Source organism: Rhodoferax sp. (assembly GCF_034519335.1).
In the GTDB taxonomy this organism is placed as follows: domain Bacteria; phylum Pseudomonadota; class Gammaproteobacteria; order Burkholderiales; family Burkholderiaceae_C; genus Allorhodoferax.
Genome location: NZ_JAXHOL010000001.1, coordinates 1 through 12,731, shown reverse-complemented (window position 1 = coordinate 12,731; position 12,731 = coordinate 1). Strand labels below are relative to the sequence as shown.

The 12,731-nt window shown below is 58.4% G+C and carries 13 protein-coding genes; 5 read left to right on the top strand and 8 right to left on the bottom strand.

Features of this window, described 5'->3' with window-relative positions:
- Positions 1–5 precede the first annotated feature (5 nt).
- Positions 6–764, top strand: a complete 759-nt coding sequence (locus U5O12_RS00065; RefSeq protein WP_322576677.1) for a sulfurtransferase — start codon at positions 6–8, stop codon at positions 762–764.
- Positions 765–769: 5 nt separating this feature from the next.
- Here U5O12_RS00065 and U5O12_RS00060 read toward each other — a convergent pair whose 3' ends face one another.
- The 6 genes from U5O12_RS00060 to U5O12_RS00035 form a co-directional block, all read right to left on the bottom strand.
- Complete coding sequence (locus U5O12_RS00060) at positions 770–1,588, bottom strand: DUF2145 domain-containing protein (protein ID WP_322576676.1); 819 nt, start codon at positions 1,586–1,588, stop codon at positions 770–772.
- Entirely contained in the window at positions 1,585–1,986 is a 402-nt protein-coding gene (locus tag U5O12_RS00055; protein WP_322576675.1) for a hypothetical protein, read from the bottom strand. The genes U5O12_RS00060 and U5O12_RS00055 overlap by 4 nt, the downstream gene beginning before the upstream one ends.
- A gap of 163 nt (positions 1,987–2,149) precedes the next feature.
- Positions 2,150–2,701 (bottom strand): flavodoxin family protein, encoded by a 552-nt coding sequence (locus U5O12_RS00050; RefSeq protein ID WP_322576674.1) that lies wholly within the window; start codon positions 2,699–2,701, stop codon positions 2,150–2,152.
- A gap of 73 nt (positions 2,702–2,774) precedes the next feature.
- Positions 2,775–3,185 carry a DoxX family protein gene (locus U5O12_RS00045; protein WP_322576673.1) on the bottom strand — a complete coding sequence of 137 codons (411 nt, stop codon included), beginning with the start codon at positions 3,183–3,185 and terminating at the stop codon, positions 2,775–2,777.
- A 42-nt stretch (positions 3,186–3,227) separates the two neighbouring features.
- A complete protein-coding gene (locus tag U5O12_RS00040) occupies positions 3,228–4,397 on the bottom strand; it encodes an IS4 family transposase (protein ID WP_322576672.1) in 1,170 nt (389 codons plus the stop codon).
- Positions 4,398–4,554: 157 nt separating this feature from the next.
- Complete coding sequence (locus U5O12_RS00035; protein ID WP_322576671.1) at positions 4,555–5,256, bottom strand: pirin family protein; 702 nt, start codon at positions 5,254–5,256, stop codon at positions 4,555–4,557.
- Between the two features lie 119 nt (positions 5,257–5,375).
- Between U5O12_RS00035 and U5O12_RS00030 the strand changes: the two genes are divergently transcribed.
- The 3 genes from U5O12_RS00030 to gluQRS are packed head-to-tail and all read left to right on the top strand — an operon-like array spanning position 5,376 to position 8,386.
- Positions 5,376–6,317 carry a LysR substrate-binding domain-containing protein gene (locus U5O12_RS00030; RefSeq protein ID WP_322576670.1) on the top strand — a complete coding sequence of 314 codons (942 nt, stop codon included), beginning with the start codon at positions 5,376–5,378 and terminating at the stop codon, positions 6,315–6,317.
- A gap of 60 nt (positions 6,318–6,377) precedes the next feature.
- Complete coding sequence (locus U5O12_RS00025) at positions 6,378–7,421, top strand: NAD(P)/FAD-dependent oxidoreductase (RefSeq protein WP_322576669.1); 1,044 nt, start codon at positions 6,378–6,380, stop codon at positions 7,419–7,421.
- Entirely contained in the window at positions 7,418–8,386 is a 969-nt protein-coding gene (gene gluQRS / locus U5O12_RS00020; protein WP_322576668.1) for a tRNA glutamyl-Q(34) synthetase GluQRS, read from the top strand. Before U5O12_RS00025 ends, gluQRS begins: the two co-directional genes overlap by 4 nt.
- Here the strand turns inward: gluQRS and U5O12_RS00015 are convergent.
- Entirely contained in the window at positions 8,368–8,799 is a 432-nt protein-coding gene (locus U5O12_RS00015; protein ID WP_322576667.1) for a GNAT family N-acetyltransferase, read from the bottom strand. The two genes, gluQRS and U5O12_RS00015, sit on opposite strands and share 19 nt — an antisense overlap.
- Positions 8,800–9,035: 236 nt before the next feature.
- The gene (locus U5O12_RS00010; RefSeq protein ID WP_322576666.1) at positions 9,036–10,481 is read right to left on the bottom strand and encodes an IS1182 family transposase; all 1,446 of its coding nucleotides are present in this window, start codon (positions 10,479–10,481) and stop codon (positions 9,036–9,038) included.
- 766 nt (positions 10,482–11,247) lie between these two features.
- On the opposite strand from U5O12_RS00010, the gene U5O12_RS21085 reads away from it, so the two are divergent.
- Positions 11,248–11,409 (top strand): hypothetical protein, encoded by a 162-nt coding sequence (locus tag U5O12_RS21085; RefSeq protein ID WP_416221418.1) that lies wholly within the window; start codon positions 11,248–11,250, stop codon positions 11,407–11,409.
- Positions 11,410–12,731: the final 1,322 nt, after the last annotated feature.

Below are 12,731 nucleotides of genomic sequence, written 5' to 3'. Positions count from 1 at the left end.
AGGGGGTGAACACCATCCTGAACATCTCCGCCTACAAGTTCGTTACCCTGAACGACGCTCCTGCCCTACGTGAGCTGCTGCTGCAGCGTGCGGTGGCGCTGAAACTCAAAGGCACCATCCTGCTGGCCGAGGAAGGCATCAACCTGTTCTTGGCCGGGCCGGCCGACGATGTACGCGGCTTTGTGGCGCAGCTGCACACCGACGCCCGTTTTGCAGACATTGCGCCCAAGGAGAGCTGGTCGGACACGCAGCCTTTCAAGAAGATGCTGGTCAAGGTGAAGGGCGAGATCATCCGCATGAACCACCCCACCATCAAACCGGCCGACGGCCGGGCGCCGGCAGTGGCACCGGCCACCGTCAAGCGCTGGCTGGACCAGGGCTTTGATGACAACGGCCGCCCGGTGGTGACGCTGGACACCCGCAATGACTTTGAAGTGGACGAAGGTACGTTCGATGGCGCCATCGACTGGCGCATCACCAAGTTCACCGAGTTTCCCGATGCGCTGCGCAGCCACCTGGACGACCTGAAAGACAAAACCGTGGTCAGCTTTTGCACCGGCGGCATCCGCTGCGAGAAGGCCGCCATCCTGATGCGTGAGGAAGGGCTGGAGCACGTCTACCAGCTCGAAGGCGGCATCCTCAAATACTTTGAAGAAACCGACGGCAGCCACTACCACGGTGGCTGCTTTGTGTTCGACGAGCGCCGCGCCTTGGGGGTCGACCTGCAGACCGTGGGCCTGCAGGCCGAACCCGCGGCCTCCTGAGCGGCCTAGCGCTGGGTCACCAGCGGCTTGTCCACCAGCCCGGCGCGCGGCATCCAGTCAAACACCGAGTCCACCGTCACGGTCTCGATCTTGTCAGCATACCGCTTCACATCAGGGTGGTCGTCAAAGGCCACATTGGCCTTGGTCATGCGCGCGCCCAGGCGGGTAAGCGCCGTGATGGTCAGCGTGCTGGGCTGGTAGTCCTGCGCCTTGAGCCAGGCTTGGGCCTGCTGCCGATCCGCCACGGGTGCCTTGCTCTCGGCGGTCATGGCCAGGGCCATGGTCTCTATGGCCCACTGGTTGGACTGCTGGTACTTCTGTGCCCATGGGTAGCTCACCATGTTGTAGGGCTTGTGGTGCAGCTGCAGCGCCTGCTTCTCGTCCAGCAGCAAGGCCAGCAAGCGCTTTTGCACTGCTTCCGTGGGTACCACCCAAGCGGCCTTGTACTGCCACAAGTCATCCATAAAAAACTCGCCCAGGCCCTGGCGGTAGATCGCTGACTCCGAAGTCCCGCACTGGTTGAGCTTGTGCAACACACGCCACACCTGGCCACCCTGCCCGTCGGGCTGCTGGTACACAAAGCCCAGGTGCGAATAACGGATGCCGTACTTGCTGAGGTCTTGCCCCGCACGCGCCATCACCACCACCTTGGCGCCGCTGGCATCAAGCGTCTTCAGGGTGCTCATCGCCAGACCCAGCGATCGCTCCAGCGTCTCGGCCTTCAGCGCCTGGGGCTCGTTGCAGGGGCGCCCGGCATGGGCCGGGGCCAGCAGGGCCAGCGACAGCAGGGCAATTGCTGCGCCGCCAACACAGGGGCGCGTCATCGGCTCACTCGCTCGTTGTGCAGCAATGCCTTGCCAATTTCATTGGGAATAAAAGCAATCACGGTGCCCGCCACCGACAGCACCACACCGGCGCCAATCACACTCACGGTGACCACGGTACCCACGGCGGTGGACACTCCGCTGGCCACCTTGCCCGACGCCTCCACGCTCACACGCGCGCCGTCCGACACCCGCTCCAGCAGGTACACCGTGCCCTTGGCCGAGGCCTCTACCCCTTTGACCACCAACACCGCGCCCGCGGTAGACAAAGCCACTGGCACCGCCACCACCGCACCCGCACTGGCCCCCACCACCGAGGCCACGGGCATGGTGGACAAGGCGCTAAACGCCGAAGCGTCAGTCTGCGCTTGGGAATGAAAAGGAACTACAGCCCCCATGGATATTGCGCAAGCAGCTAGCAAATGGATAGCACGACGGTGTTGCATACAAGCAGGAACCTCGGGTTGCTGGCAAAAGTGCCAACGCCATCTTAGCAAGGCGCATAAAAAAACCGGGCAGGTGCCACAGCACCTCGCCCGGTTTTTTGGGAGGCTAAACCGCTCAGGCGCGCTTGCTTGCCAGGGCAGCAATACGCTCGCCGTATTTGCGTGCGGTTTCCAGGTCACCGGCGTTCATTTCGTCAGCGCTGGCATCGCCCGGGGTTTGGGCAATGGGGCCAGCGTTGGACGCCATGTAGTTCACATCGGTACGCTGCGAACCCTTGTGGTTGTTGTAGGCCATGCCAGTACCTGCCCACAGGCCGCCGTGTTGCATGGCCAGGGTCATGAAGTAGTGCAGCGTGGAATGTTTGTCACCGTCCACGTTGGCGCTATTGGTGAAGCCACCAAAAATTTTGTCTTTCCAGGCCTGCACATACCAAGGCTTGCTGGATGCATCGGCAAACTTCTTGAACTGCCAGCTCACGCTGCCCATGTAGGTGGGCGAGCCGAAGATGATCGCGTCCGCCGCGACCAAAGTGTCCCAGGCGGCTTCGGGCACATTGCCTTCGGCGTCGATCGTGATCAGGTCGGCACCCGCGCCCTGCGCCACCGACTGCGCCATGCGCTGGGTGTGACCGTAACCGGAATGGAATACCACTGCTACTTTTGCCATGTCAAAACTCCTTGAAAAAGGTGAAGGTTAAGGCGAACAAGAAAGACCCGCAGCCCGCGGGTCCAAGGGGAGATCAGTTGGCGCGCTTGGCGTCCAGGCTCAGGGCTCCGGGGCCAAAAGCGGTCAGCATCAGCAAGCCACCGGCGATGGCGATGTTCTTCATGAACATGATCTGCTGCATCTGCGCAGCCTCGGGTGCCGCGGCCCAGAAGGCGTGGAAAAACACACCGGCCACCACCGTGAACACTGCCAGCACCAGCGCGGCAATTCGGGTCTGGAAGCCCAGCAGCAGCGCAATGCCACCGCCCGCCTCGGCCACGATGGCCAGCACGGCGCCCACGATGGGCAGGGGCAGGCCGACCGAGCCGATGTAACCCACGGTACCAGCAAAACCGGCAATCTTGCTGATGCCTGCAGGCACAAACAAGGCCGCCAGCAGAACACGGGCCACCAGGGCCAGGGGGTTTTGGAATTTGTCAAACATGAGGATCTCCTTCATTGGGTAAAAAAACTCAGTAGTGTCCGGTTAAAAAGTAAACAAATTCAACTGGTTAGAGCTGATCGGTGTTTCTGGCAATGGGGTGTCGGGCTGCAAGGCGCATGAAATCTGGGTTTTCTCAAAAACCGACACTGACAATATCTGTAGAAATGTGTAGAGCGAGGCATCCAAGTGAAGCTCCTTCTTGACGATGGCAATCAGCACGTAAGTGGACACGGCGCACCAAATTTGTGTCTTGACCGCGTTCTCGCTCGTGCCCAAAAAGCGCTTGATGCGCAAGTGCTGTTTTATCCACTTGAAGAACAGTTCCACCTGCCAACGGTTCTTGTACAGGGCGGCAATCGTCAGCGCCGGCAGACTGGTGTTGTTGGTCAGAAACACCAAGGTCCTGCCGGACTCGGGATCCTTGAATCGGATGCGGCGCAAGTGCTCGGGATAGTCTTGAGCGGTGTAGAACCCGTTCAGAGCAATGGTCTGATCGCAGATCACTCCGGTATCCCGATGGGTGGGTGCCGAATACACCCGACGCGCATCCATACCCCGCTTGGCGCGGGTGACAAAGAAAGCTCCGGCCTGATGCATCTTGTACAGCCGAGCGAAATCCAGGTAGCCCCGATCCATCACGTAAAAGGCACCGGCTTCGATGGGCAGGATGTCCAGCACGTTGACCTCGTGCATCTTGCCGTCGCTGATGTGAATGAAAGCGGGAATAGAGCCACGCAGGTCCAGCAGCGTATGCATCTTCACAGCCGCTTTGGTGGTACGAAATGGGGCCCAGTCGAACAAACTCAGACACAGGTCGATCGTGGTCGCATCCAGCGCGTAGACCGTGGCATCCAGGTCGATGTTCAGGGCGTCTCTGGCATAGAGACTTCTGGCACGTTGGATCAGACGCATCGCCAGCGCGTGGTAGATGCGCCAATCCCGCAGGTTCAGCGCATCGGACAGCGTGGAGCGTGCGGGAACGCCCTTCATGCCCATGTGAAACAGCTTGGTTTGGTTGGCAGCAAGACAGACCTCGATGTCGCGCAGGGATTCGCGCCAGGTCAGTTGCGCAAAGGCCATCACCCGAAACAAGTCGGCGCAACTGAGAGTTCGCACTCCGGCATCGCCCGCGTGGCGATCGATGATGCGACCAAACGTCTTCCATGGCACGTACTCCATGATTTGCGCAAACAGCGTCTTGCCCACGTTCATGCGTCACCCCAGGCTGTTCAAACCCGAGAGCATCGCAAATGTGCCAATTGAAATTCAAATCGTGGACAGCCATGAACCTCTTGAAACCCGCGTTGCTATTGGCTTGCAAGCCGATGGCCATCATTTAAACCGGACACTACTGAAAAAAACTAAACGATCAGGCTTGCAGGTCAAACACCAGCACTTCGGCATCGCTGCCTTGGGCCAGGGAAATACGGCTTTCGCCCTCCAGCAGCGCAGCATCTCCGGTCGAGAGCTTGGCGCCATTCACTTCCACACCGCCGCGCAGCACCTGCACATAGGCTTTGCGTGCAGGGTCCAGGGCCAGCTCGGCGCTCTGTGCACCGTCAAACAGGCCACTGTAGAGCTTGGCATCGGCGTGGATCAGCACGCTGCCGTCCGCACCGTCAGGCGATGCCACCAAGCGCAGCTTGCCCTGCTTCTCTTCAGAGGCAAAACTCTTTTGCTCGTAGCTGGGCGGGATGCCGCGCACATTGGGCTCAATCCAGATCTGGAAGAAATGCGTGGTCTCTCCCTGGGCGTGGTTGAACTCGCTGTGCTGCACGCCAGTGCCTGCGCTCATGCGCTGCACATCACCGGGCGGAATACCTTTGACGTTGCCCATGCTGTCCTTGTGTGCCAAGTTGCCCGACATCACGTAGCTGATGATTTCCATGTCGCGGTGGCCATGGGTGCCAAAGCCGGTGCCGGGGGCAATGCGGTCTTCGTTGATGACGCGCAGGTTGCCCCAGCCCATGTGGGCAGGGTCGTAGTAACCGGCGAACGAGAAGCTGTGGAACGACTTGAGCCAGCCATGGTCGGCGTGGCCGCGGTCTTGGGATTTGCGTAAGGTCAACATAGCGAAGTCCTTTCTTGTGTGTCTTGCTGATGGGTTGAACTTTAGGCCTCGGGCAGGGGTTTTCCATCCACGCTGTTTGATGGCATCATTCAAACCAATTCAACTTAAATACCCGCTTCATGCAAAATGCCCGTGACTTCTTGACTCCTGACGCGCTCTCCATGCTGCAAACCATTGCCGTGGCCGGCAGCTTTGCCGCTGCAGCGCGCGAGATGGGCATGGTGCCCAGCGCGTTGACCTACCGGGTGCGGCAGATCGAGGATGCGCTGGACGTGCTGCTGTACGACCGCAGCTCCCGCCAAGCCAAACTCACCGAGGCGGGGGCCGAGCTGCTGCGCGAGGGCGCACGCCTGCTGGAGGAGATTGACGCCGTGGCCAACCGCGTCAAACGTGTGGCCACGGGCTGGGAGCCGCAGCTCACCATCGCCATCGACACCGTCATTTCCAAGCCCACCATCATGGAGCTGTGCGACAGCTTTTTCAGCCAGTCCCCACCCACCCGCATCCGCCTGCGCGAAGAAACACTCTCAGGTACGCTGGAGGCCCTGACCCGCGGCCAGGCCGACCTGGCCATTGGTGTCGGCCCGGACTCGGCACGCACTGCCGGTGTGCACAGCAAGCCCTTGGGCCACATCACCTTTGTCTATGCCGTGGCGCCGCACCACCCGCTGGCCAACGCCCCCGAACCGCTCTCGGACGAAGTCATCCAAAAACACCGCGCCGTGGCCGTGGCTGACTCCATCAGCCGCGGGGCCGGCCAGACCTTTGGCCTGCTCAGCGGGCAAGACGTCTTCACCGTGCCCACCATGCACGCCAAGCTGGACGCCCAGCTGCGCGGCCTGGGCGGCGGCAACCTGCCCCGCTGCATGGCCGACAGCTATATCGAAACCGGCCGCCTGGTCGTCAAGAAGACCGAACGGGCGCAGCGCCAAGTGCCCCTGCACTACGCCTGGCGCCTAAGCAAAAGCACCCAGCAGGGCCGGGCCCTGCAATGGTGGCTGAGCCAGCTGGAGAGCCCGGCCACACGCAACGCGCTACTGGAAGAACACCGCAACGCGTAAGCCCGCGGGTCCCGGCCAGCGTGTATAAAGAGACCACTACAACTATTGGAGATCGCGCCCATGACCCAACCCAAAAACATCGCCATCGTGGGCGCCGGTATGGCAGCCATCACCTGCGCACGCACCCTGGTGCAAGCAGGCCACCGGGTGACGGTGTTTGAAAAAAGCCGGGGCATAGGCGGGCGCATGTCCACACGCGACAGCGCCTTTGGCACCTTTGACCATGGCGCGCAGTACTTCACCGTGCGCGACGAGCGCTTTGCACTGGCCCTGCAAACCACCGCCGGCCTGTGCCGCCCCTGGAGCGCCAACACCGTGCGGGTGCTCGACTCGCATGGCCGCGTGGCCGCTGCGGGCCTGCCGGCCCGCGAGCCGCATTGGGTGCCATCCCCGGGCATGAACGCGCTGGTGCGCGCCTGGGCCAAGCCCTTGGTAGACGCAGGCTGTGTGGAGCTGCAAACCCGCGTGATGGCGATTGCCCCCGATGCCCTGAACAAAAAACAATGGCAGCTGCACACCACCGGTGCAGACGACAGCAGCCACGTCTACAGCGGCTTTGACGCCGTGGTGCTGGCCATCCCTCACCCGCAAGCCCAGGCTCTGCTGGCCACCACGCCCAAGGGCGAAGCCTTGGCCAAAAAGACGGCCAAGGTGTCGGTAGCCCCGTGCTGGACGCTGATGCTCGCCTTCCCACAAGCAGTGCAGCCCGGCCTCACCACGCTGGGCCCGCAGTGGAACGCGGCGCGCAGCACGCACCACCGCATTGCCTGGCTCACGCGTGAATCCAGCAAACCCGGCCGTGGCCGCGTGGAACGCTGGACCGTGCAGGCCAGCGCCGCGTGGTCGCAAGAGCACCTGAATGACGACCCGGCCCGCGTGCAGGCCAAACTCATCAAGGCCTTCTCGGAGATCACGGGCATCCGTGCCGAGCCGGCCCACGCCGATGTGCACCGCTGGATGTACGCCAAAACCGAACAGCCCCTGGGTCACAGCCACCTGCTGGACGCCAAGGCCGGCCTGGGCGTATGCGGCGACTGGTGCCTCGGCCACCGCGTAGAAGACGCATTCATCTCCGGTTTGGAGCTGGCACTGCAAGTCGCTTGAAGTACCGCGGTCGTTTCGCCCCCTCCCCCACGGGCCCGCTGCACGCGGGCTCGCTGGTTGCTGCACTGGCCAGCTGGCTGGACGCACGCGCCCACGGCGGCCAGTGGCTGGTGCGCATCGAAGATGTGGACACCCCACGCTGCGTGCCCGGGGCCGACCAGACCATCCTGCAACAGCTGGCCGCCTGCGGCCTGCAGCCGGACGTACCGCCCGTGTGGCAAAGCCAGCGCAGCGCGCTGTACCAGCAGGCCCTGGACCAACTGGTAAACGCTGGACTGGCCTACCCCTGCGCCTGCTCCCGCAAAGACATTGAGCACGCCCTGGCAGCGCGCGGCGACGGCAAGCCGCGCCACGGAGAACTGGTGTACCCCGGCACCTGCAGACCCGAGCGAGGCGGCCTGAAGAGCAAGCCCGGACGCGCATGGCGCCTGCACACCGACACTGCCATTTTTAAGCCAAATTGGCCTCTAGCACCCGTGAATACTGCGCAAGCAGCTACTGAATCAGGAGCAAATCAAAGCAGCGCATTGCACTGGACCGACCGCCGCCTGGGCCCGCAAAGCCAGGACGTGGCGCAGGCCGTGGGCGACTTTGTGCTCAAGCGGGCCGATGGCCTGTGGGCCTACCAACTGGCCGTGGTGGTGGACGATGCGGCGCAAGGCATTACCCATGTGGTGCGCGGCCAAGACCTGGCCGACAACACCGCACGGCAAATCGGCCTGCAACGCGCACTGGGCCTGCCCACCCCGCACTACCTGCACACGCCGCTGGTGCTAGGCGCGAATGGCGAAAAGCTCAGCAAACAAAACGGCGCGCAGGCACTGGAAACCTCCCTCCCACTGGACACCTTGAACCGCGCCGCACGCACCCTGGGCCTGCCACCACAGACAGGCGCGGTTGCCGACGCACTGACGCGGTGGACACAGCAATGGGCAGACAGCCCCGCTCAGGCTTCGTCGATATAACCGCGCGACACTGCAGCTCCGGGGTCCTGAAAAATCGCCATGGCCGTGCGCATGCGGCGAAAGCCAAACCTGCGGTAGAACGGCTCTTTGCCCGGCACCGCATACAAAATGATCTTGCCGTGCCCACGCGACATCTCCACCAGCCGCGCCACCAACTGCTGCCCCAATCCCGTGCCCTGGTGGCTGGGCAGCAACGCCACATCACACAGGTAGGCGCAGTCCACACCATCCGCCAGCACACGCCCCGCCCCCACCAGCGCCTCGCCGTCGTACACCAAGCAGCAAAACATGCTGTTGCCAAACGCAACCTTCAGCCCCTCAGGCGTCTTGTTGCCCAAAGGCGCAGCACGGTAGAGCGCGGCAAGTTCGTCCCAGTCCAGGGCGTCGGTAGATTCAGACCAGCGGTATGTCATGTGGAGTAGATATTCGAGGCGTTGGCGTTGTCACTGCTGCTTTTATCTTCACACGAATTGTTGCTTGGATGGCCGCATACGACCGAGGCTGTGTGGAAACTCATGTTGGCGTCCAGGAAGGAGCTGCTTTGCGTTAACCCAACAGGTTTGCGCGATGAACACCGTACCGATGCCGCTTGAGCGGTCTTATGGCGCTCCTGGGGCCCCATATGAAGCAGCAAACTCCAACAAAGGACTCATGCCCCTGCCAGTTTCATCGCCTTCATCATTCCCTCAAAGCCCAAGATACTCAACACACGCTTGAAGTTGTACGCCAGTACATTCAAGCCCATCTCTGCGCTGACGTTGGGCAGCCGCTTGGTGAGGAAGTGCGTGTAGCCCATCCAGCTCTTGAGCGTGCCGAACACATGCTCAACGGTTCGTCGTCTGACGGTCATGGAGTCAGGAGAACGATCAAGGCGACGTTGCACAGCCTCCAACACATCCTCATGTTCCCAGCGGGAGATTCGCCGATTGCCGCTGGGTGTGCATTGCGACTTCAATGGGCATTGGGGGCAGGCGCTGCTCCAGTAGCGGCGAGTCATCATTCCGCGCTCATCTCTGGCCATTCTGAACTTCGCCCGTTGTCCGGCAGGACACTCGTATTCGTCATCTTTCTTGATGTAGATGAAGTCTGCCTTGTCGAAGCGACCTTCGGCCTTGGCGTTCGATGTCGTGGGCTTGGGAAGGACTGCATCAATACCTGCATCGGCACATGCCTTGATTTGCGGACCACTAAAGTAGCCACGGTCTGCGATTGCGCGCAACCTCTTCTTACCCATAGCTTCACGCGCAGCTTGCGCCATGGGACTGAGTTGGGCTCTATCACTACCCGCATTGGTGACTTCATGCGCGACGATCAGATGGTGTTTGGCGTCCACAGCCACCTGTACGTTGTAGGCCACCATACCCGATCCCTTGCCACTGGTGGCCATGGACCGTGCATCGGGATCGGTCCTAGATATTTGACCGTCGGGCTGCGTCTTGAGCTGTTCTTTGATTGCGTCGAGCTCACGCATTTGCTGGCGCAACCGTGCAATTTTGTCTGTCAAACGCAAAGTCTTGGCTTCAAGCTCAACAGTCTGTGTGCGATCGGCGGTCTCCAGTGCACTCAGATAGCGTTGGATGCTTTCTTCAATCTGCTCCTGGCGCTTGTCGATCTTTCCGGTGGTGAAGTTGCAATCACGCGAGTTAACTGCCTTGAACTTGCTGCCATCGATGGCTACTACTGCCTGGCTGAAGAGTTTGAGGTCGCGGCACAGCATGACGAAGCGACGGCATACGTTGCGGATGCCAGTGCTGTTGGCACGGCGAAAGTCTGCAATGGTTTTGAAGTCTGGGGCAAGCCTGCCTGTGAGCCACATGAGCTCCACGTTGCGCTGGCATTCACGCTCCAAGCGCCGACTGGATTGAATACGGTTGAGATACCCATAGAGGTAGAGCTTCAACATGACAGCAGGATGATAGGCCGGACGTCCCGTTGCAGCTGGATTGGCACCTTCAAAGCCCAGAGCGTTCATGTCCAGCTCACTGACGAAGGCATCGACCACCCGGACCGTGTTGTCTTCAGTGATGAAGTCGTCCAGGCACTCTGGCAACAAAGTCACTTGATGCCTGTCTTCTCCCACAATGAATCTGGACATACTCAAACCTCCAAACAGCTTGATAGGTCATAGCAAACACTGCGCCAGATTCAAAGGGTTTTCACACAGCCTCGACCCGAAGCGGTCGGTCGACTCCGATGGGGAAAAGCTGCTTTGCAGTGAAAGTAGTCGCTTAATTTTGAAGGTTATCCCCTCATTTATTGAGGCATACCGCAAGTCAACGTGAATCAAACCCATTAGATTTAGGGAATAAATTCAAACGCGAGTTCTGTGGCAATTTGAAACTACAAATCGATACTGTCATTTATTACTTAACAACCCACTTTTCTATATAGCCTCTGAATGCAACTCGCATTTCTTTCCAAAGGTAAAAGTATTGAGGTGGCAAGTATGCATTTATATATATTTGAGTCGCATGGTCCAAGAAAAAAGCTTGGCACTTAGCCAGTGTGTTCGGGGTCGCGAATGTGTTTACATGACACATTAAGTAGAAAGAGTCCTTGGACTGATTGTCACCTGCAACATAATAAACATCATCAAGATGTGTGGGAAGCTTTAGCTTGGTTTTTAGGTAGTGATATAGGAGAAATTCTTGCCCAAGATATTCAATTTTGGGAGGGCTTGAGGCAACGAATTCGTCAAATAACTTTTCTGATTTTTCACCATCAGAGTCATGGTTCGTTGAGTCTTGGCGCTTATGCACCAGAGTTGCAGTTACTCTGTCCTGCGGCATACCGCTCGGATTTCCAGTGTTTTGCCAATTTTTTTTTGTGAATCCTGAAAAGGAGGGTAAGAAAATCGTGAGATTCAGTTTGTTGAAGTAGGGCGCATTCGCAAGACGCTTGCCCATCGGGAACAAATAGTTGGCAGGAACTTTAAGCACATGTTCGCCGATAGTGCGTTCAATTTCATCAGTCGTGAAATTGAGGTCAATATCCTTAGCTATTTCCGCATTTTTCTCGATTAACTTTTGTTCTGGACTCTTGTAATCACGTGCCTGCTTTTCATACTTATCTCGATTCACCAAAAGTTCCTTAGTGAAATCCATGACTTGTTGGCGTGCTACTTTGCGTTGAGACTGTAACTTCTCATCTTTTGAGTTCAGGTCGTTTTCAATGCACCATGCTTCGAAAGTCTTGTCATCCCACTGTAAAACTTTCTCAAGCATTGCCGCCATCTTGGGGACATCAAGCATGGCCTTGGCATCTATCGCAGGTCGCCCCATCGATAAGTACAACCCTCTAGCCAATCCCGCGAATTCACGGCCTTCAACTACAGAAAAATAGTCGGCGCGAAGGTTGCCGGCATAAAGCCAAAATGCGGCATCGTTCATCGACCCAGCTAGCGACAATTGATACGCGGCAATCATCAAATTCATTGGATACGCGGTATCTGCGCTTTTCAATAGCTCAACTGCTGCCGCCTTGCCGATGGCGACGTCCTTGGATTTGAGTCGCTGCTCTAGGGGCTCTTGGGGCTTCCAATCCTCTAAGCCCGGACGACAGCCTTGAATTTCAATATTCCCTTCGTTTTTTGAGGGGGGTGGATTGTTGGAAAACCGAATGTTTGTAGATTTACCAAGGTCGTCCTGACCTGATGTAACCGCTCCTTCAAGAAAAATCGATGCAAGGTTGTCGGTAGAGTTTGACAAGGAGGAAAGTGAAAATCTAACGGAATCAAAATATTTTCCGTCAACCGCCTTTTCGACAACATCCGAGACTTTCTTCTCCGATTTAGTGGGTGCAATCAATTTTCCTTCCGGCAAGCTATAGAGCTCAATCTTTCCGGGATTAATTTTGGGTGCTTTCGGACCGTAGTACCGAAACATCAAAACAGCCGCTATCAGTTTGCCGTTTTTGTACTCTGGGATGAATTGGACATTGACTCCATTTCCCAAGTCTCTTTGACAGCTTGCGAGTGGTTGACCTGTATCTAAGGCCGTCTCGGCGGCGCTTGCACCTGCTGCAAAGGAAATAGATATTCCCAGTGCGCAAGTAAGCGATAGAACACGTGTTGATAGGCATTGCTTTTTCATATTGGTATTCCCATTGTCAATTTGTGACCCTCCCCAGGGTACGTGGTGCACGGGTTACGCATTTAAGGGGCCAGCAACGTAGATCTTTTAAGTTTCCCAAGGCTTGCTAGCTTAACAAGCGTCTACGCTGGAGCTCATTTGGTCGCTTGGCTGAAGTACTGCTTTGGGTCTATTCAAAGTACCGCTTCCAACTTATACCAGTCATCGGTTCCGAATTCTTGAATGTCTGCGTTTGGCCCTCAGCGGCTGTCCAC

Excerpts from the sequence above, each read along its gene's own strand:
- U5O12_RS00060 (WP_322576676.1), bottom strand. The coding sequence starts at position 1,588 with ATGACGCGCCCCTGTGTTGGCGGCGCAGCAATTGCCCTGCTGTCGCTG.
- U5O12_RS00055 (WP_322576675.1), bottom strand. The coding sequence starts at position 1,986 with ATGGGGGCTGTAGTTCCTTTTCATTCCCAAGCGCAGACTGACGCTTCG.
- U5O12_RS00050 (WP_322576674.1), bottom strand. The coding sequence starts at position 2,701 with ATGGCAAAAGTAGCAGTGGTATTCCATTCCGGTTACGGTCACACCCAG.
- U5O12_RS00045 (WP_322576673.1), bottom strand. The coding sequence starts at position 3,185 with ATGTTTGACAAATTCCAAAACCCCCTGGCCCTGGTGGCCCGTGTTCTG.
- U5O12_RS00040 (WP_322576672.1), bottom strand. The coding sequence starts at position 4,397 with ATGAACGTGGGCAAGACGCTGTTTGCGCAAATCATGGAGTACGTGCCA.
- U5O12_RS00035 (WP_322576671.1), bottom strand. The coding sequence starts at position 5,256 with ATGTTGACCTTACGCAAATCCCAAGACCGCGGCCACGCCGACCATGGC.
- U5O12_RS00030 (WP_322576670.1), top strand. The coding sequence starts at position 5,376 with ATGCAAAATGCCCGTGACTTCTTGACTCCTGACGCGCTCTCCATGCTG.
- U5O12_RS00025 (WP_322576669.1), top strand. The coding sequence starts at position 6,378 with ATGACCCAACCCAAAAACATCGCCATCGTGGGCGCCGGTATGGCAGCC.
- U5O12_RS00015 (WP_322576667.1), bottom strand. The coding sequence starts at position 8,799 with ATGACATACCGCTGGTCTGAATCTACCGACGCCCTGGACTGGGACGAA.
- U5O12_RS00010 (WP_322576666.1), bottom strand. The coding sequence starts at position 10,481 with ATGTCCAGATTCATTGTGGGAGAAGACAGGCATCAAGTGACTTTGTTG.